Annotated in this window: 13 protein-coding genes and 1 tRNA gene; 7 read left to right on the top strand and 7 right to left on the bottom strand. The window is 68.7% G+C overall.

Going from position 1 to position 17,566, the window contains the following annotated elements:
* Positions 1-5: 5 nt before the first annotated feature.
* The 3 genes from FHR04_RS14590 to rapZ all read right to left on the bottom strand — a co-directional run bounded on the left by FHR04_RS14590 (position 6) and on the right by rapZ (position 3,699).
* Entirely contained in the window at positions 6-1,376 is a 1,371-nt protein-coding gene (locus FHR04_RS14590) for a glutamate-5-semialdehyde dehydrogenase (RefSeq protein WP_276341397.1), read from the bottom strand.
* Positions 1,372-2,751: a gluconeogenesis factor YvcK family protein gene (locus tag FHR04_RS14585; RefSeq protein ID WP_311734719.1), complete on the bottom strand. Its 1,380-nt coding sequence runs from the start codon at positions 2,749-2,751 to the stop codon at positions 1,372-1,374. The genes FHR04_RS14590 and FHR04_RS14585 overlap by 5 nt, the downstream gene beginning before the upstream one ends.
* A 108-nt stretch (positions 2,752-2,859) precedes the next feature.
* Positions 2,860-3,699 (bottom strand): RNase adapter RapZ, encoded by an 840-nt coding sequence (gene rapZ, locus FHR04_RS14580; RefSeq protein WP_139404056.1) that lies wholly within the window; start codon positions 3,697-3,699, stop codon positions 2,860-2,862.
* A 191-nt stretch (positions 3,700-3,890) separates the two neighbouring features.
* Between rapZ and FHR04_RS14575 the strand changes: the two genes are divergently transcribed.
* The gene (locus tag FHR04_RS14575; RefSeq protein WP_139404055.1) at positions 3,891-5,138 is read left to right on the top strand and encodes an Ig-like domain-containing protein; all 1,248 of its coding nucleotides are present in this window, start codon (positions 3,891-3,893) and stop codon (positions 5,136-5,138) included.
* 63 nt (positions 5,139-5,201) lie between these two features.
* On the opposite strand, the gene metG is transcribed toward FHR04_RS14575, so the two are convergent.
* Complete coding sequence (gene metG / locus FHR04_RS14570) at positions 5,202-7,217, bottom strand: methionine--tRNA ligase (protein WP_139404054.1); 2,016 nt, start codon at positions 7,215-7,217, stop codon at positions 5,202-5,204.
* Between the two features lie 423 nt (positions 7,218-7,640).
* On the opposite strand from metG, the gene fusA reads away from it, so the two are divergent.
* The 5 genes from fusA (at position 7,641) to FHR04_RS14545 (ending at position 14,356) form a co-directional block, all read left to right on the top strand.
* Entirely contained in the window at positions 7,641-9,656 is a 2,016-nt protein-coding gene (fusA, locus tag FHR04_RS14565) for an elongation factor G (protein ID WP_139404053.1), read from the top strand.
* Between the two features lie 155 nt (positions 9,657-9,811).
* Complete coding sequence (locus FHR04_RS14560) at positions 9,812-11,194, top strand: carboxypeptidase-like regulatory domain-containing protein (protein WP_170213969.1); 1,383 nt, start codon at positions 9,812-9,814, stop codon at positions 11,192-11,194.
* A 41-nt stretch (positions 11,195-11,235) separates the two neighbouring features.
* Positions 11,236-12,249, top strand: coding sequence for a threonine aldolase family protein (locus FHR04_RS14555; RefSeq protein WP_170213968.1), 1,014 nt, complete (start codon positions 11,236-11,238; stop codon positions 12,247-12,249).
* Between the two features lie 349 nt (positions 12,250-12,598).
* Complete coding sequence (locus FHR04_RS14550) at positions 12,599-13,567, top strand: CPBP family intramembrane glutamic endopeptidase (RefSeq protein WP_139404050.1); 969 nt, start codon at positions 12,599-12,601, stop codon at positions 13,565-13,567.
* A 60-nt stretch (positions 13,568-13,627) separates the two neighbouring features.
* Complete coding sequence (locus FHR04_RS14545; RefSeq protein ID WP_221265520.1) at positions 13,628-14,356, top strand: hypothetical protein; 729 nt, start codon at positions 13,628-13,630, stop codon at positions 14,354-14,356.
* A 4-nt stretch (positions 14,357-14,360) separates the two neighbouring features.
* Here the strand turns inward: FHR04_RS14545 and FHR04_RS14540 are convergent, their stop codons facing one another.
* Both FHR04_RS14540 and FHR04_RS14535 read right to left on the bottom strand, forming a co-directional pair.
* Positions 14,361-14,882, bottom strand: a complete 522-nt coding sequence (locus FHR04_RS14540; RefSeq protein WP_139404049.1) for a DUF456 domain-containing protein — start codon at positions 14,880-14,882, stop codon at positions 14,361-14,363.
* A gap of 105 nt (positions 14,883-14,987) precedes the next feature.
* Positions 14,988-15,064, bottom strand: a tRNA-Met gene (locus tag FHR04_RS14535).
* Positions 15,065-15,224: 160 nt separating this feature from the next.
* Between FHR04_RS14535 and fni the strand changes: the two genes are divergently transcribed.
* The gene (fni, locus tag FHR04_RS14530; protein ID WP_139404048.1) at positions 15,225-16,274 is read left to right on the top strand and encodes a type 2 isopentenyl-diphosphate Delta-isomerase; all 1,050 of its coding nucleotides are present in this window, start codon (positions 15,225-15,227) and stop codon (positions 16,272-16,274) included.
* Here fni and FHR04_RS14525 read toward each other — a convergent pair.
* Positions 16,205-17,524: a low temperature requirement protein A gene (locus FHR04_RS14525; RefSeq protein WP_139404047.1), complete on the bottom strand. Its 1,320-nt coding sequence runs from the start codon at positions 17,522-17,524 to the stop codon at positions 16,205-16,207. The two genes, fni and FHR04_RS14525, sit on opposite strands and share 70 nt — an antisense overlap.
* Between the last annotated feature and the right edge of the window lie 42 nt (positions 17,525-17,566).

Here is a 17,566-nt window from a genome sequence, read left to right as displayed (position 1 = left end):
TTGGTTTATCCCCGCGTCTGCCCTTCCCCCACCACCACCCATTTTGTGGTGGTCAACTCACGCAGGCCCATCGGCCCCCGTGCGTGCAGCTTCTGTGTGCTGATGGCGACTTCCGCGCCCAGACCCAGCTGCCCGCCGTCGTTGAAGCGGGGGCTGGCATTGACGATCACGGCAGCGCTGTCCACGTCCTGAACGAAGCGGGCGATCTGGGCCTCGTCGCGCGTCAGGATCACGTCGGTGTGGTTGCCGTGGGCGGCGATGAAGTCCAGCGCCTCCTCTAATCCGGAGACGACTTTGAGACTGGCGGTCAGGGCCAGGAACTCGGTGCCGTAGTCGGTGTCGGCGGCGGGTGTGACCACAATTCCCGCGTCCTGCAACGCGCCCCAGGCTTCGGCGTCGGCGCGCACTTCCACGCCGCCTTCCAGCAAGGCGCGGGTGATGTCGGGCAACGCCCCCAGCGCTTCCCGGTCAATCAGCAGCGTGTCCAGGGCGTTGCAGGCGCTGGGTTTCTGGACCTTGGCATTTACGACGATCTCGGCGGCCCGCGCCGCGTCTGCCGGGTCACGGGTGAAGCTGGCGTCCAGATAGATGTGCACGACGCCAATGCCCCCCACGATGACGGGGACGGTGGCGTTCTCCACGCAGTAGCGGTGCAGCCCGGCCCCGCCGCGTGGGATGATGGCGTCCACCAGCTCGTCTAAACGCAGCAGTTCGCGCATGCGCTCGCGCGCCGGATCGCGAATCACCTGCACGGCGTCGCCCGGCAGATCCTGGGCCTCCAGCGCCGCGCGAATGGCTCCCTCCAGCGCCGCGTTGCTGTGAACGGTCTCCTTGCCGCCGCGCAGAATCACCGAGTTGCCGCTCATTAGCGCCAGCGCCGCCACGTCCACCGTCACGTTGGGGCGGGACTCGTAGATCACGCCCAGCACGCCCAGCGGCACCCGCCTCTGTGACACCTGGATGCCGCTGGGCTGGGTCTGCGCTGTCGTGGTCTCACCCACCGGATCGGGCAGGTGTGAGACCGCCTCCACGTCGGCGGCGATGGCCTTCAGCGCGGCGGCGTCCAGCCGCAGGCGGGCCAGCATGGGTTCGGGCAGTCCTGCGTCCTGCGCGGCCTGGACGTCCTGGGCATTGGCGTCCAGAATCTCGCCTGAGCAGGCGCGCAACTCGGCAGCGATGGCCCGCAGCGCCTGCACCTTGCGGGCGGTGGGCAGCGAGCGCAACACGCGGCCCGCCGCTCTGGCCCGCACGCCCATCTCGCGGATGCTGATTACCGTGTCCTGCTGCGCTGTCATGGTTCTTAGCGTAACAGGCCCTGTCTGTGGGCCTGCGGCGGTGGGTAGACGGGTGCAGTCCTGCGCCCGACGGGGGCTAATGCTGAAGGCGGCGCGGGGCCTGGGTCAGCAGCGCCTGGGCCAGCGCCACCGGATCATGGCGGGCCTGACCGGGTTGCAGCAGCGGCAGCACCACCGCGCAGGCGAGCAGGTCGCGGCTGGCCCCGTTCAGGTCCAGCAGGTGCGCCCCCGCCGCCGCGTAGCGCTCGATGACCTCGGGCGGCAGGGACGCGTTGTTGACCAGCACGCAGTCGGGCATGCGGCCCAGGTGACGGGTAATGGCCCTGACATGGTCTTCCAGGCTCAGGCCATCGGTCTCGCCGGGTTCGGTCATCAGGCTGGCCACGTAGATCAGCGGGGCCGCCGCATGGCGCACGGCGTGGGCAATTTCGGGCACCAGCAGGGCGGGAATGATGCTGGTAAACAGGCTGCCGGGTCCCAGCACGATCTGTTCGGCGTCGCGAATGGCGTCCAGTACCGGGGGCAGGGCAGGCAGGTTCGGCGGGTCGAGGCTGACCTGCCGGATGCGCGCGTGACCCACGGACGCGGCAAACTGGCTCTCGCCCCGGATGACGCCGCCGTCCTCCAGATGGGCCACCAAGGTGGCCGGGGCGGTGGTGGCCGGGAACACCTGCCCGCGAATCCGCAGCACCTCGTGGATGTCTTTCATGGCCTCGGCCAGGCCGCCCTCCTCCTCGCTGAGGGTGGCCAGCATCAGGTTACCGAAGGTGTGGCCCTCGATGCCGTCGCCGCGTGAGAAGCGGTGCAGCAGCAGCCGGGCCATCACCGGGCTGTCGCTGAGGGCCGCGTAGCAGTCGGTCAGGTCGCCGGGCGCGATCATGTCCAGCGACTCGCGCAGCCGCCCACTGCTGCCGCCGTCATCCGAGACCGTCACGATGGCGGTGGTGTGGGCGGTGTGGGGCCGCAGGCCGCTCAGCAGGTTGGACAGCCCCGTGCCGCCGCCCACCGCCACGATCCGGGCGCCGCGTGACAGGTTGCGCCGCTCGTAGATCAGGTCCATGGCCGTGCCCGGCACGGTGCCGGTGCCGCGCAGGATCGAGCGGTTGAGCATGGCGATGCTGAAAAACGCCCCGATCAGCGCCAGTCCCATCACGGCCATCCCGGTCACGTGCAGCGGCACCAGCCCCGGCTCGGTCAGGGCGTTGAGGTACAGGATCCAGCGGGTGGCGACAAAATGCAGCGGCCCGGTCCAGGTGAAATGCAGAAAGCCCACCGCTCCGATCAGCGTGCAGACCATGAACAGCGCCAGCCAGCGCTTGACCCCCATGCCGGGCGCGAGCCACACGCGGGCGCGGCGGGTGGCGTACTGCCCGCCCCGGACCGCCCGCTGCCGGGCCGCGTCCGCCCGGTTTGCCGGAGCCAGAGGCTGGTCCCCGCGCAGCGGCGGATCGCTCACGCCCCGCACCTGGCGGGTCCCGTGGACTCCTGCGGCCAGAGGCAGGGTCCCGGCCCCGGCACTTTAAGCCACCGAATTTCAGCCTGTAGGATCAGCAGGCCCGGCACATCAGCTCGCCTCCAGTTTCATGTCGCGGTGGTCGCCCACCTCCACGTTCAGGGCTTTCAGGTCGGCGGCCAGCCGCTCGGTCACGGCCACGCTGCGGTGCTGTCCGCCGGTGCAGCCGATGCCCACCGTGTAGCCGTGCCGCCCGGCCGCCCGCGCCCGCTCGGCGGCGGTGCGCACGAAGCTCCTCAGATCGGCGTAGAACGCCTCGGCGTCCTCGTTCTGAAAGACGTAGTCGGCCACGTTGCTGTCCAGACCGGTGCGCGGGCGCAGCGCGGGGTCGTAATAGGGATTGGGCAGGGAACGCACGTCCAGCACCATGTCCACGTCGCGCGGGGGCGAGTGCTTGAAACCGAAGGACACCAGCCGCAGGTGAAAGTCGCGTTCCAGGCGGTACAGCTTCAGCACCCGCTCGGCCAGTTCGCCGGCACTCAGATCGGTGGTGTCGATCACCGTGTCGGCAATCGAGCGCAGCGGCGCCAGCAGTTCGCGCTCACGGGCGAAGTCCACCAGCAGCGAGTCGCCCAGCGGGTGTTCGCGGCGGGTCAGGTTGTAGCGCTTGAGCAGCACGTCCGCCGTGGCCTCCAGAAACAGCACCCGCAGGTCCTCGCGGCGGCGCGACAGGCGCTCGTAACTGGATTCCAGCGCCCCCAGGAAATCGCGGGTGCGCGCGTCGGTGCTGATGGCGACGCGTTCCAGCCCGCGCGCCGTCGCCAGATCGTGCATGGCTCCCCAAAGTTCGGGCGGCAGGTTGTCGGTGGTAAAGAAACCGGCGTCCTCCAGCGTGCGCAGCACCGTGCTCTTGCCACTGCCCGACAATCCCGAAACCACGATAAACGGCATACGGCCCAGTCTATAGGGCCGCCGTGAATTCCGGACGTGATCGGCCAGACGCCGCCGATCATGGCGCGGCGGTGCCCAGGCCACATCTGATCATGACCTGGTCACGGCGCGTTTTTTAAGGTGGTTTCGAGCGAAGGAAAAGCCACTCGGCCAGCGGTTGGCCGGGCTTCCCGCGCCAGGAGGAGAACCCCATGAAGCCACTGAATCTTGCCCTGCTGCTGACCACCGCCCTGAGCCTCGCCGCCTGCGGAGGCGGAGGCACGGCCCCGCCCGCCGGTGACACCACCGCCCCCACCGTCAGCCTGACGGCGACCCCCAATCCAGTCACGGCGGCTGGAGCCGTGCTCCTGACGGCTGCCGCGACCGACGACGTGGGCGTCACCCAGGTGGTCTTTTACCGGGGAGCCACCGAGATCAGCACCGATACCGCCGCACCTTACGAGGCCACCAGCAACCTGACGGCAGCCGACAATGGCAGCGTGCAGTACCGCGCCGTCGCCAGTGACGCCGCCGGCAACACAAAGGAGGCCACCAGCGACGTGACCGTCAACATCGGCGCGCCTGCCGACACCACCGCGCCCAGCGTCGTCTCCATCAGCCCGGCGGGCGGGGCCACCGGCGTGGCCAAGGACGCCAATATCGTGGTGACCTTCAGCGAGAAGATGAACCAGGCGGCCACCCAGGCGGCGTACCAGTCCACCGACCTGCCCGCCAGCGACGTGACCTTCAGCTGGAATCCCGCCGGCACGGTCATGACCATCAACCCCAACGCGGACCTGCTGTACACCGCCGCCGGCAAGACCTACGCCTTCAAGCTGACCAGCACTGCCACGGACATTGCAGGCAACGCCCTGCCCGCCACCAACAGCAGCTTCAAAACCTTCCGGCAGCTCACCACCACCCTGAACAGCACGCCAGCGCTGGACGGCTGGGTGCGCTCGGACGGGACGGTCAATACCACGGACGAACTTCGGATCGGAGACAGCGGTGACGTGGGCAACGCCACCTACCGCAGCTACCTCAGCTTCGATCTGAGCGGTCTGCCCGCTGGTCTAACCAGCGCCAATATCGTGTCCGCGAGCCTGAGCGTCTATCAGTTCTCGGTGTCGGGCGCTCCGTACACCGATCTGGATGTCGGCGTCAGCGACCTAATCCTGGATCACGTGAATTACAGCACGACGTTGACCGGCACGGACTTCGACCCCACGGTGTACAGCACGCTGGGAGACAGCAGCAGCAGCGCGCTCGTGGGCAGTTACGCCAAGTCCGTCCTCAGCGCCCTGAAAGACGACCGCAGCGCAGGCCGCACCCGTTCGCAGTACCGCCTGCGCTTTGCCAAGCTGACCGACGGGGACGGAAATGCGGACATCGCCTACCTCCGGCAGGGTGAGAGCGCCACCAATAAGCCCACCCTGACCCTCACCTACCTGATTCCCTAAGCGTGTATCCAAATCAAAGCTGCCGGAGGCCTGTTCCCCTCCGGCAGCTTTTTGATGTTTCGCTCAGCGGACCTTCGTCCCACTCGGCAGATCCAGCGTCAATCCCACCAGGTCCAGGTTGCCCGCGTCGTCCTCGGCGGCCAGGATCATGCCCTGGGATTCGATGCCGCGCAGCTTGGCCGGCTTGAGGTTCGCCACCAAGATCACCTTGCGGCCCACCAGCGCTTCGGGTTCGTACCACTTGCGGATGCCGCTGACCACCGTGCGCGTCTCCTCGCCCAGTTTCACGGTCAGCTTCAGGAGTTTGTCGGCCTTCGCCACCGCCTCGCAGGCGATGACCTCGGCCACGCGCAGGTCAATGCGGGCGAAGTCGTCGATGGAGATCAGGGCCTCGGTCTCGGCGGGCGTTTCGCTGGCGACGGGCGGGGTGGGTTCGGCAATCTGGGTCACGGCTTTCTTCTCCTTCTGAACGGGCTTTTGCGGCTTGCCCGGCTTGTCCTTGCCTTCCTCCTGCTCCGGCTGGGGCAGTTCTGGTTTCGGGAACAGGATCGGGCCGCCCGGCACGCGGGTTCCGGCGGGCATCAGGCCCCAGGCTCCGGCCAGGGCATAGGTCTGTCCGCCCAGACCGAGTTGCGCTCGCAGTTCGCGGGCCTTGCCGGGAATCACCGCTTCCAGACACACCGAGGCGACGCGCAGCCCCTCGGCGGCGGTGTACAGCACGGTGTCCAGGCGGCGGGCGGTGTCGTCGGACTTCGCCAGATTCCACGGGGCACTCTCGGCGATGTAGCGGTTCAGATCGCGCACGAAGTTCATGGCGGACTCAATCGCCATGTTGATCTTGAGGTCATCTACCAGCGCCAGAATCTGACCAGGCAGGGCCAGCGCCGCCGCCTCGATCTCGCGTTCGCGCTCGTTCGGCTCGTGGGCGGCGGGCAGCACGCCTCCACGGTACTTATGGATCATGCTGACCGTACGCGACAGCAGGTTGCCCAGATCGTTGGCGAGATCGCTGTTCAGGCGCGACACCAGAATGCCCTCACCGTAGGGGCTGTCCGCACCGAGGGACGCCTCGCGCAGCAGGGTGTAGCGGATGGCGTCCACCGGGAAATCCTTGACCAGTTGCTGCGGGTCAATCGCGTTGCCCAGCGACTTGCCCATCTTGCGCCCGTCCTCGGCCAGGATGTGGCTGTGCACCACCAGCTTGCGGTACAGCGGATAGCCCGCCGCCCTGAGCATGGTGGGCCAGAACACCGCGTGCGGTTTGAGGATGTCCTTGCCGATCACGTGCCATGCCAGTCCACTGACGGATTCGGCGGGGCGTCCGTTCGCCACGAAGGGCGTCAGGTACGAGAGGAGCGCGTCGAACCACACGTAGGTCACGTGATCGGCGTCCCAGGGCAGCTCGATGCCCCACGGCACCCGGCTTTTCGGGCGGCTGATGCTGAGAGGGCCAATCGGCTCCGAGAGCATTTCCAGCACCTCGTTGCGGTAGCCGGCCGGCTGGATCAGCGTGGGATTGGCCTTCAGCGTCTCCAGCAGCCAGTCCTGGTACTTCTCCATGCGGAAGAAATAGTTGGCCTCGCGGCGCAGTTCGGGCGGCTGGGGGTCACCGGGGTAGCGGCGCACACCGTCGGCGCCCTCCACCAGTTCTTTGTCGGTCACGTAGCGCTCGGCGCCCACCGAGTACAGGCCCTCGTACTCGGCGAAATAGATGTCCCCGGCGTCGTACACGCGCTGCAACACGTCCTGCACGAACTTCTTATGGCGCTGGGCGGTGGTGCGGATAAAGGCGTCGTAGCTGATGTCCAGCCGATCCCACAGGCCCCGGAAGGCGCGGTCACTCAGATCGTCCACCAGTTCCTGCGGCGTGACCCCGGCCTTGGCGGCGGCCTTGCTGATCTTCTCGCCGTGCTCGTCGGTGCCCATCACAAAGGTCACGTCGCGCCCCGCCAGGCGCTGGTAGCGCGCGATGGCGTCCCCCAGAATCTTCTCGTAGACGTGCCCGATATGCGGCTCGCCGTTGGCGTAGTCGATGGCGGTGGTGATGATGAATTCGTTGCCCTGTTTGCTGTCGGTCATGGTCTGCCTTCCTCTGCCGCCCGGCACGTTTGGGGTGCGGCGCCCTGATGAGAGGCGGGGCGGACAACCTCTACAGGATACGGAAAAAGTGGAGCGGGGTGCGTCCCGTGAAAGAGTCGCACCCCCGCCTTCAAGCCCCTGGTTTTTGAACACACAGCCTCGTCAGGGGCGCGGGGGCATTCGCATCATCACGGTCTGGTGGCAGGTGATGGTCATGGGGGCAGTTTAGCGCGGCTGGAGAGAGAGGGAAATACGGCAAATGGCGCAGGGCGGAGAGGGTACCAGAGGAGGCGCTTTCCCCCTGCCCACGCTTCATGCCCGCACCCAGATCGGGTGTAAACTGCGTCCACCAAACCCAGTCCGCCCCGGTGGCCGTTCGCCCCGCCCCCTCTTTTTGCAGAAAAAAGGATCGGTGGTCAAGACATGCCCGTTCGTATTGTGAGTCTCGCCGCGCACAGCGGCGCTGGGAAAACCACGCTCTGCGAAGCCCTGCTGCACCACAGCGGGGCCATTTCACGTCCCGGCAAGGTGGAGGACGGCACCACCCAGAGCGATCACACCGACGCCGAGAAGGCCCACGGCTTTTCAATCACCACCGGCGTGGTGCGCCTGAGCCACGCCGGCACCGACATCACCATGCTGGACACGCCCGGTTACGCCGACTTCGTGCGCGAGATCCGGGGGGCCATCCGCGCCGCCGACGCCGCGCTGATGGTGGTCAGCGGCGTGAGCGGCGTGGAGGTGGGCACCGAGCGCGTATGGGCCACCGCCGACCGCTTCAACATGCCGCGCCTGATCGCGGTCAACAAGATGGATCGGGAACGCGCCAACTTCTCGGCGGTGCTGGCCGACTTGCGCTCCAGCCTGCCGGGCAACGTCGCGCCGCTGTACCTGCCGCTGGGCGAGGGGCCGGAGTTCCGGGGCGTGGTCAACGTCCTGACCGGGGAAACCGGAGATGGGGGCGAGGTGCCCGCCGACATGCGCTCGGTGCTGAAGGAAGCGCGCGACAGCCTGACCGACGCGATCATCGAATCCGACGACGACTTGATGGAACGTTATCTGGACGGACAGGACATCAGCAGCGAGGAACTGCACGCCGCCTTTCTGCGGGCCGTGCATGCCGGGACGCTGTACCCGGTGATTCCGGTCAGCGCCACCACGGGCGTCGGCCTTGAGCCGCTGCTGGACTTGCTGGTCACGGGCCTGCGCAGCGCCGCCGAACGTGGCCCCACCACCGGCCAGGACGGCCAGAACCGCGAACCGACGCCCGACGCCCCCTTCAGCGCCCGCGTGTGGCGGGTCAGCGTCGATCCCTTCGTGGGCAAGCTGGCGTACATTCGGGTCTACAGCGGCACCCTCAGGCCGGGCGATACCGTGCTGAACACCTCGCGCGACAATGCCGAGGTCAAACCGGCGCACCTTTATCTGATCAACGGCAAGGAGTTGACCGAGGTGCCCGAGCTGAGTGCCGGAATGATCGGCGTGCTGACCAAACTGGCCGATCTGCACGCCGGGGACACGCTGGCCGATCCCGAACATCCTATCGAGTACGACGCGCTGTGGCTGCCCGATCCGGCGCACACGGTGGCCTTGCACCCGGCCACCCGTCAGGACGAGGACAAGCTGGGCACGGCGCTGACCCGCCTGATGGAAGAAGACCCCACGCTGCATTTCCGGCGTGACCCGCAGACCGGCGAGCAACTGCTGAGCGGCATGGGCGACATGCACCTGACCATCGCTGCCGAGAAACTGGCCGCGCTGGGCGTGACCGTGACCACCACCGCGCCGCAGATCGCGTACCGCGAAACCATTCACGCCGCTGCCGAGGCGCAGGGCAAGCACAAGAAACAGAGCGGCGGCCACGGCCAGTACGGCGATTGCACGATTCGCATCGAACCCGGCGAGAATTTCGAATTCAGAAGTGCGGTGGTGGGCGGCGCGATTCCCGGCAAGTACATTCCCAGCATCGAAAAGGGCGTGCAGGAGGCCATGGGGCGGGGCAGCCTGGCGGGCTATCCCTTGCAGGACATCCACGTGACGGTGCTGGACGGCAGCTATCACGAGGTGGACAGCAGCGACATCGCCTTCCGGATGGCGGGGGGGCAGGCCCTCAAGAACGCGCTGGAAAACGCCCGGCCCGGCCTGCTGGAACCCGCTGTCCTGTTGAAAGTTCGCGCCCCGGCCTCGTTCACAGGTGACCTGATCAGCGATCTTCAAACGCGCCGCGCCCGCGTGCAGGGCATGGACACCGGGGGCACGGTCATCACCATCAGCGCCGTGGTGCCGCAGGTGGAACTGCAGAACTACAGCGCCGATCTGCGCTCCCTGACCGGAGATCGGGGGGCCTTCTCGGTCAAGCCGCACGGCTATCAGGACGTGCCAGAGCATCTGGCGAAGAAAATTATCGAGGAGAGAAGGGCGGAGGTGGCGGCAGGCTGAACCCTGGGCTGGATGGTGCCGGGGACGCTGGGGGTGGGGGCTGACAAGTCGTCCCCAGCCGGCCTAGCATGACGGCTCGCACACCTGAAGTTCAAAGATGTCGCAACCTGATCGGCTCGGTGCTTCCCGGTCCATGCCCCCTTCTGAGGTGCCACATGAAAGGAACCGTCCGCCTGTTACCGTTTCTCCTCTGCAGTCTCCCCTCAGCGCTGGCCGCTGGCCCCGCAAGCACCCTGGTGCCCGCCTCGTTCAACGAGGGCGCGGTGATCGTAACGGACCGCGCCGCCGTCGCGGACCTGGCCTCGGCCCTGCGAGACGCGGCCAGCGCCGCCGGGGGCAATTGCACGAAAAGCGAATACGTGGTCTGGACTGCCCCCGAAGACGATCTGGAGGCGACTTTCAACGGCGGGGTGAAGTCGCTGGGCTACACCTACCGCCTGCTGGACCGTAGCGATGAGGCTGATGGGCGGGCCTCGGTGTTTGCGCTCAGCGGTCCCAAGCAGTCCCTGGCCGGCCTCTGGGTGGAGGCGCAGGGGAATGCCGTGCTGGCGTGGTGTGTGCTCAAGCTGGCGGCCTCTCCGGCCCCGGCCAAGCCTGCGCCCGCGCTGCAACCCAATCCGCCTGCGGCCAGTGCGCCCAAACCCGCGCCGGCCCCCGCCAAGCCTGCCCCGCCGGCGGCCCCCGTCAAGGTGCCGGCCCCCAAACCCGGCTACGTGACCGGACTGGTGCTGGACACCCAGGGCCGTCCGCTGGCGGGCGCGCGGGTCTTCCTCAGCGGCACCACCTTCACGCAGGGCCAGAAAACCAGCTTCGAGACCGAGACGAAAACGGACGGCACCTACAGCCTGCGCGTGCCTGACGGGCGCTATCAGGCCAAGGCCTCGTACACCACCACCTTTGAGGGCCAGACCTTCTCGTTCTTCATGGACCCGGCCAGCGGCAACCCCAATACCAGCGTGGACTCCAGCGAGGGTGGCAACCTCAACTTCCGCTGGACACTGAGCGGCCTGCGGGCGGGCAGCGGGGCCGGGGCTGGCCGGGACACAGATTTCTACGGTTCCAGCGTGGATTTCAGCTACTGCGGCTTACCTGCCAAGGCCTACTGCGCCGAGAAATACGGCGCGGTCACGCCGGGGGCCGCGCCGGGGGGCAGCGTGATCAACGTGACCTTCACCCCGCAGGGCAAACTGGTGGACGGCAGCGTGGGCAAACCCGTCGTCTACACCTTCAAGGCCGCGCCAGTCGCCCCTCCCGGCGGCTACCCCTACTCCGATCCCAACGGCGGTGGCCGCACCACCCTGGGAGCGGACTGGCCCTACCACAGCACCAATTTCAATGACCTTCCGCTGGGCAGATACACGCTGACCGTGACCGCCACCCTGCCCGACGGAAGCAAGCGGCCCCTGAAGCTGGGGCTGACCGACGGTGACGTGGAACATGACAGCGTGACGGTGCGCTGGGTGCCGTGGGACGATTTCAACCCGGCCAGTTACAGCGGCGGCGGCATCAGGCAGGTCAAGGTGTACGTGCGGGACTGAACAGCAGAAGGAGAGGCGCGCAGTTCGCTAGCATGTCGGTCATGCCTCAAACCGTGATCGCCGATCTGCGCTCCGACACCGTCACCACGCCCACCCCCGAAATGCGCGCCGCGATGGCGTCGGCGGCGGTGGGCGACGACGTGTACGGCGAAGATCCCACCGTCAACGAGTTGCAGGCCGAAGTCGCCCGCCTGACCGGCCACGAGGCGGGCCTGTTCATGCCGTCCGGCAGCATGACCAATCAGGTGGCGATTGCTGTCCATACCCGCCGGGGCGAGGAGGTGGTGTGCGCCGAGGGCAGCCACATCTACGAGTGGGAACTGGGCATGATGGCGGCCTTTAGCGGCGTGGTGCCGCGCTTCGTGCCCGCGCCGCTGGGCGTGCCGGCCCCCGAGGACGTGCGGCTGGCGGTGCGCCACAGCATCCATCAGTCGCCCACCGGCCTGATCAGCCTGGAAAACACCCACAACAAGGCGGGCGGCACGATTATTCCCACCGAGGTCATCAAGGAGATTCGCGCGGTGGCCGATGCCGAGGGCCTGCCCCTGCACCTGGACGGCGCGCGGGTTTTCAACGCGGCGGCGGCGCTGGACGTGCCCCTCTCCGAGATCACGCGGCACTTCCACACCGTCAGCGTGTGCCTGAGCAAGGGGCTGGGCGCCCCGGTGGGCAGCGTGCTGGTGGGCAGCGCCGAGGCCATGAAACAGGCCCACCGCTACCGCAAGATGCTGGGCGGCGGCATGCGGCAGGCCGGAATTCTGGCCGCCGCCGCCCTGGTGGCCCTGCGGGGCGGCCCCGCCCGCCTCAAGGAAGACCACCGCCGCACCCGAGAGCTGGCCGAGGCGCTGGTGGGCGCGGGGTTCGACGTGAATCTGGCCGCCGTGCAGACCAACATCATCTACGCCACGCTGCCCGGCGCCGCCACGCAGGTGGCCCGCTGGGCCGAACGGGGCGTGCTGGCAAGCGCGCTGGGGCCGGACTCGGTGCGTTTCGTGCTGCATCACCAGACCGGGGACGAGGCGCTGGAACGGGCAATAGCGGTGCTGACGGCGTGACACGAACTCCGATGGAATCGTTTGCAAAAACGATGGACATCCGAGCGAGACTCGCAGAGCTTCGCAGAAGAGGAGCAGCGTCCTCCCTGCGGGCTGTCCCAGTCATGGGGAGGAGTAGCGTCCTCATGGGCGTCTGTTCACGACGACGTCTGTTCGCGACGACAGCGAGCAGGAGCGGGACGGGTTCCGGGCGTGGAGTTGGCAAACCGGTGCCTTCCCGGTTTGTTAACGGAGCAGACGGAATCCGTATGAGGCGGCCCCGCCCTCAACGCTGTTCCCCCCGAGCCTCAAGAAAGTCTCCGCCTTTCAGCGGAGGCGCCGTGCCGGGGAGCGCAGTACCCTCTACAGCATGACCGCGCCGCACCCCGACACTCCGTCCTGGCCCGAAGCGGCGCAGACCCCTCCGCCCCCCACCGGCATCCGGGCGGTGGATGGCAACCGCGCCGCGTTAGGGCTGCTGATCATTCAGAACGTGGTCTCGGCGCTGCTGATCGCCGTGCGGGTGCCGCTGGGCACGGCGCTGCTGGGCTCGTTCGCGGTGGTGGTGGCGGCGGCGTTCCTCTTTTTCCGGCCCACCGTGCGGGCGCTGGCTGCCGACACGCGCTGGCGCACGCCGCCGTCGTGGGGGCTGGCGCTGGCCGCGTTCGTGCTGGCCTTCCTGGCCTCGCGGGCGTTCGTGCTGGCCTACGTCACCTTTTTCCCGTCGGCGGCGGACGCGGTGCCGCAGTTCCTGAGCAGCGGGCCGGACGTGTGGGCGCTGCTGCTGGCGGCGGGCATCCTGATTCCCTTTGCCGAGGAAGTCGCTTTCCGGGGCCTGCTGATGCGCGGGCACGAGCGAGCGGCGGGTTTCACGGTGGCGGCGCTGACCTCCACCTTCGCGTTCTCGCTGGCGCACGGCGTGCCGGCCAGCATTGCCGGGATTCTGCCGCTGGCCTACGTGCTGGCGCGGCTGGTGCAGCACAGCGGCAGCCTGTGGAACAGCGTCATCGTCCACGCGCTGAACAACACGCTGGCCGTGGGGCTGGGGGCGTTTCTGCTCGGCAAGGAGCTGGGCGATCCGGCGCAGGCCGCCGAACTGCTGAGCAACCCGGCCCTGAAACTGCCGCTGGCGCTGGGGGCGCTGCTGTTCGGCGCGGTGGTGATGGTGGTGCTGCACCTGTGGCTGACGCCCAAACCCGATCCGCAGGTGCGCAGCGCCCCCGGCCCCTGGCTCAGTCTGGCCTACGTGGTGATCGTGCTGTTCGGCGCGGTGGCGGTGGCCCTGACCTTCCCGCAGGTGGGGCTGTGGGTCTCTGACCTGAGAAGCGCGCTGTTCTGACCCTGTCGCCCCTCCCGCGCCGCAGCCAATACCACCGCAGCCGCTAGCATGGCGGGGTCTATGGCCTCTCCCCGCAAAACCCGCGCCGGCAAGGGCGGCCCCGCCCGTCCGCCCGCCCCCCTGCCCGAACCGCCCACGCCCGCCACGCTGCTGGTCAGCCCACGCCGTTTTGCGGCGCAGTTGCAGGAGGTGGAGCTGCTGTGGTGGCGTTACGTGTGGGTGCCGGTGGTCTCGGGCCTGCTGGGGGGGCTGGCCTACACCCTGCTGGTGCGTCACGCCGCCGCGTTCGCCGCCGCCCACAGCGAGGCGGCGGCCCCCAACTTCGCCACCTACGCGGTCAACACGCTGGGCACCACCTTCCTGGCCGTGTTCGTCTTCGTGCTGATGTGGGGCTTTGGGCGGGTGGGTTCGGGCCTGAGGGGCCGTGCCGCCGAGGTCTACGGGGCCAGCTTCGCGCTGCTGCCGCCGCTGTACCTGCTCATTCTCGTGGTCACGCTGCTGACGCCCGCCGCCGCCTTCGTGCCTGACGCGGCCAGCGTCGCCGGGCTGGGCAGCGATCCCAGGGTGCTGGAGCGCGCCGCGCTGGCGGCCACCGCCCAGACCTCCGCCGGGTTCGGGCTGATCGTGGTCACGCTGCTGGGCACGGCGGCGCAGTTCGGTTTCGTGTACGCCGCCTTTCGCCACCTGACCGAGCGCCCCGTACAGGCCGTCATGGGCACGCTGCTGCCGCTGCTGCCCGCGCTGATCATCGGGCTGATCGGGGTGTCGCCGCTGCTGTTTGCGCGGTAGCCCGCTAGCCCAACACGCTGTCCTGTCCCCCCAAGAGGCTGCGCGCCGGCTCCCACAGCCGCCAGAGTTCATACAGGCCCATCAGCAGGTGCAGCACCAGCTTGGCGGCCAGCCCGGTCAGCAGGCCCACCAGGGTGCCCCAGGCCGAGCGCAGGGCGTCCGGCAGGGTTTTGCGCACCAGCAGCACTTCGGCCAGCAGCGCCCCGGCCAGCGGCCCCACCAGGAGGCCGAAGGGAATGAACAGGCCCGCCAGTCCGCCGATCAGCGCGCCCCACACCGCCTGTTTGCTGCCGCCGTAGCGCCGCGCCCCCCACGCCGAGGCGACGTTGTCCACGAAGCCGATCAGCACCGTCAGCGCTCCGAAGGTCAGCAGGAACGGCAGATCCGGCCAGACCTGAAAGCCGTCCAGCAGGGTGGCGCCCAGCGCCCCCAGAAAGATGATCAGCGTGGCGGGCAGCACCGGGACGAAGGTTGCGGCCATGCCCACGATCCAGGCCACCAGAAAAATCAGAAAGGCAACGCTCATCTCGGCCTACAGTACGGCGCGGGGGGTGATGAAGTTCCGCCTCGCACCCGGCGCCTGTCTGGTCGCAAGGAAAAGCCCCCACCGTAAAGTGGGGGTCTTTCATTTTGGTTGCAGGGACAGGATTTGAACCTGCGACCTCCGGGTTATGAGCCCGACGAGCTACCAGACTGCTCTACCCTGCGGAACCTGCTTTCCTCGTGCCTCGCGCCGTGCTTCTTTTCTCAGCGCTTGGGAATAGTACAACTCCCTGCCCAGGCTGTCAACTGTGCCGGGGGTTGCTAAGTGCGGCGCAGTGCGGGAATTCACCCGTCGGTTCCCCGCAGCGGGCGTTAGGCTGTGGCCATGACCCTGGTCCGGCCCCCCGACATCGCGGCGCGCAAACTGCGCCATGTGGACGCCTGCCTGCTGCCCGAAAGCCAGTACGCGGGCGTGACCACCGGGCTGGAGGCCGTGCCCTGGCCCTACCGCGCCCTGCCCGAGCGCAACCTGAGCGACGTCGACCTGGGGACCACTTTCCTGGGCCGCCGCCTGAGCGCCCCGCTGCTGATCGGCGCGATGACCGGCGGGGCCGAGCGCGCCGGGCGCATCAACGCCCATCTGGCGCGGGCGGCGCAGAACCTGGGCATCGGGCTGATGCTGGGCTCGCAGCGCGTCATGCTGGAGCGCCCCGACACCGCCGCCACCTTTCAGGTGCGTGAACTGGCCCCCGACATCCTGCTCGTGGGCAATCTGGGCGGGGCGCAGTTCCTGCTGGGCTACGGCGCGAAGGAAGCCGTGCGCGCCGTGCGGACGGTGGGGGCCGAAGCCCTGGCGATCCACGTCAACCCCCTGCAGGAAGCGTTGCAAAGTGGCGGCGACACCAACTGGGCCGGATTGACCGCGCGGCTGGCCGAACTGCTGCCCCAATTGCCCTTTCCGGTGATTCTTAAAGAGGTGGGGCATGGGCTGGACGCGAGGACGGTGGCCGCCGTGTCGGGTCTGGGCTTTGCCGCGCTGGACGTGGCCGGGGCCGGGGGGACCAGCTGGGCGCGCGTGGAGCAACTGGTGGAACGCGGCGCGGTCATCAGCCCTGACCTGTGCGAGGTGGGCGTGCCGACGGCGCAGGCCCTGCGCGGTGCCAGGGCCGCCGCGCCGCAGACGCCGCTGATCGCCTCGGGGGGCATCCGGACCGGGCTGGACGCCGCCCGTGCCCTGCTGCTGGGCGCGCAGGTGGTGGCGGTGGCCCGTCCGCTGCTCGCCCCCGCGCTCGACAGCGCCGAGGCCGCCGAGGACTGGCTGGCGAACTTTATCCACGAGTTGCGCGTGGCCCTGTTCGTGGGGGGCTACGGGGACGTGTCGGCGGTGCGGGCCGCCGGCGCGTCATCCAGGGCGTCGGCCACCGAGTCCGGCTGATCGCCTTCCTCCAGCCGCTGCAACATCCGCTCTTCCAGGCGTCCCAGCCGCCGCGTGACCGGATCGGTGGCGCTGATCAGGGCCACCAGCGTGGTCAGCGCCGCCACGGCCAAATGGGTCCGCAGGGTATCCAGGTCGGTCAGCAGCAGGCCCCCGGCCAGCCCTGCCCCCAGCAGCAACGCGGGCACGGTGCGGTCCGGAAAGAAGCGCCCCGTGACCCGCAGTGAGTTCCAGCGCAAGAAGGCCAGCGTCAGCAGCGCCAGGGCCAGCGACGCGCCCACCAGGCGCTGATCCCCGGCGGCCCCGGCGGTGCCGGCGGCAGACAGGCCGTGGCCCAGGCCCACGCCCAGCACCACCACCGCCAGCGTGAAGGGCAGGTGGCCGTACAGCCACGCCAGCATGCTTTCCAGTCGCCGGTCCACCCGCGCGCCCAGCAGCGGCAGCGAGCGGGCCTGATCGAAGTACAGCCGCCACAGCGCCAGCGCCGTGACGATGGCGGCCAGCGCCGGAATCAGGTTGCCCGCGTCCAGCGGCTGCTGGCGGCTGCCGCCCACGATCTCGGTCACGATCTCGCCCAGCGCGATGATCTGCAACAGGCCCACGCGTTCGGGCAGGTGGCCCTCGTGCGGCAGGGCGTCGCCGCTGTGGTTGCGGACGAGCACCGGGGTCAGCACGTCCAGCAGCAGCGCGGCGCACCACAGCCCGAGCTGCGCGGCGGAGTCCCCGGGCCACGCCGCCGACCCCAGCCACAGCGCCGCCGCCGCGCCGAAGGACAGCGCCATGCGGCCGGCGAAAGCGGCCCCGGCTGGGCGGCGACGGGCCACAGTCAGGTACAGCCCCGCCTGAATCATGCGGTTGGCCCCGTAGGCCAGCGCGAACGCCGAACCCGTGTCCATCAGGTCCGCGCGCAGGGTCAGGGCGATCATGCCCAGCGACACGATCTGCGCCAGCGTGCCCCAGCGGTAGGTGCGGCTCTCGTTGCCGTAGCGGGCGGCGAAGGTGGCGTTGCCCGCCCAGGCCCACCACACCGCCACAAACAGCAGCCCGAAACGCAGCAGGCTGCCCGCGTCCGGCGACTGCCCCAGCCGCTTGGCCAGCTGATCGAAAGCCACCACGAAGATCAGGTCAAAAAACAGTTCCAGCCAGGAGACCTTCTGTTCCCGGTACTCCGAAGGGTTGCGGTCCTGCGGGTCCGCTGCCGACGCACCGGCCCGGCGGATGTCCAGGGTGTCCGGCTCGCCGTGCGTCATCCGGGGTGGCGGGCAAGACTGACGGCGCCGCCGTGGGCCGCC

Source organism: Deinococcus radiopugnans ATCC 19172, from assembly GCF_006335125.1.
Classification (GTDB): domain Bacteria; phylum Deinococcota; class Deinococci; order Deinococcales; family Deinococcaceae; genus Deinococcus; species Deinococcus radiopugnans.
The sequence above is the reverse complement of the archived record's forward strand: the minus strand, read 5'-3'. Positions and strand labels throughout refer to the sequence as shown.

Bases quoted from the DNA above. Each gene is read 5' to 3' on its own strand.
- rapZ (WP_139404056.1), bottom strand. From the start codon at position 3,699: ATGCCGTTTATCGTGGTTTCGGGATTGTCGGGCAGTGGCAAGAGCACG.
- FHR04_RS14575 (WP_139404055.1), top strand. From the start codon at position 3,891: ATGAAGCCACTGAATCTTGCCCTGCTGCTGACCACCGCCCTGAGCCTC.
- metG (WP_139404054.1), bottom strand. From the start codon at position 7,217: ATGACCGACAGCAAACAGGGCAACGAATTCATCATCACCACCGCCATC.
- fusA (WP_139404053.1), top strand. From the start codon at position 7,641: ATGCCCGTTCGTATTGTGAGTCTCGCCGCGCACAGCGGCGCTGGGAAA.
- FHR04_RS14560 (WP_170213969.1), top strand. From the start codon at position 9,812: ATGAAAGGAACCGTCCGCCTGTTACCGTTTCTCCTCTGCAGTCTCCCC.
- FHR04_RS14555 (WP_170213968.1), top strand. From the start codon at position 11,236: ATGCCTCAAACCGTGATCGCCGATCTGCGCTCCGACACCGTCACCACG.
- FHR04_RS14550 (WP_139404050.1), top strand. From the start codon at position 12,599: ATGACCGCGCCGCACCCCGACACTCCGTCCTGGCCCGAAGCGGCGCAG.
- FHR04_RS14545 (WP_221265520.1), top strand. From the start codon at position 13,628: ATGGCCTCTCCCCGCAAAACCCGCGCCGGCAAGGGCGGCCCCGCCCGT.
- FHR04_RS14540 (WP_139404049.1), bottom strand. From the start codon at position 14,882: ATGAGCGTTGCCTTTCTGATTTTTCTGGTGGCCTGGATCGTGGGCATG.
- fni (WP_139404048.1), top strand. From the start codon at position 15,225: ATGACCCTGGTCCGGCCCCCCGACATCGCGGCGCGCAAACTGCGCCAT.
- FHR04_RS14525 (WP_139404047.1), bottom strand. From the start codon at position 17,524: ATGACGCACGGCGAGCCGGACACCCTGGACATCCGCCGGGCCGGTGCG.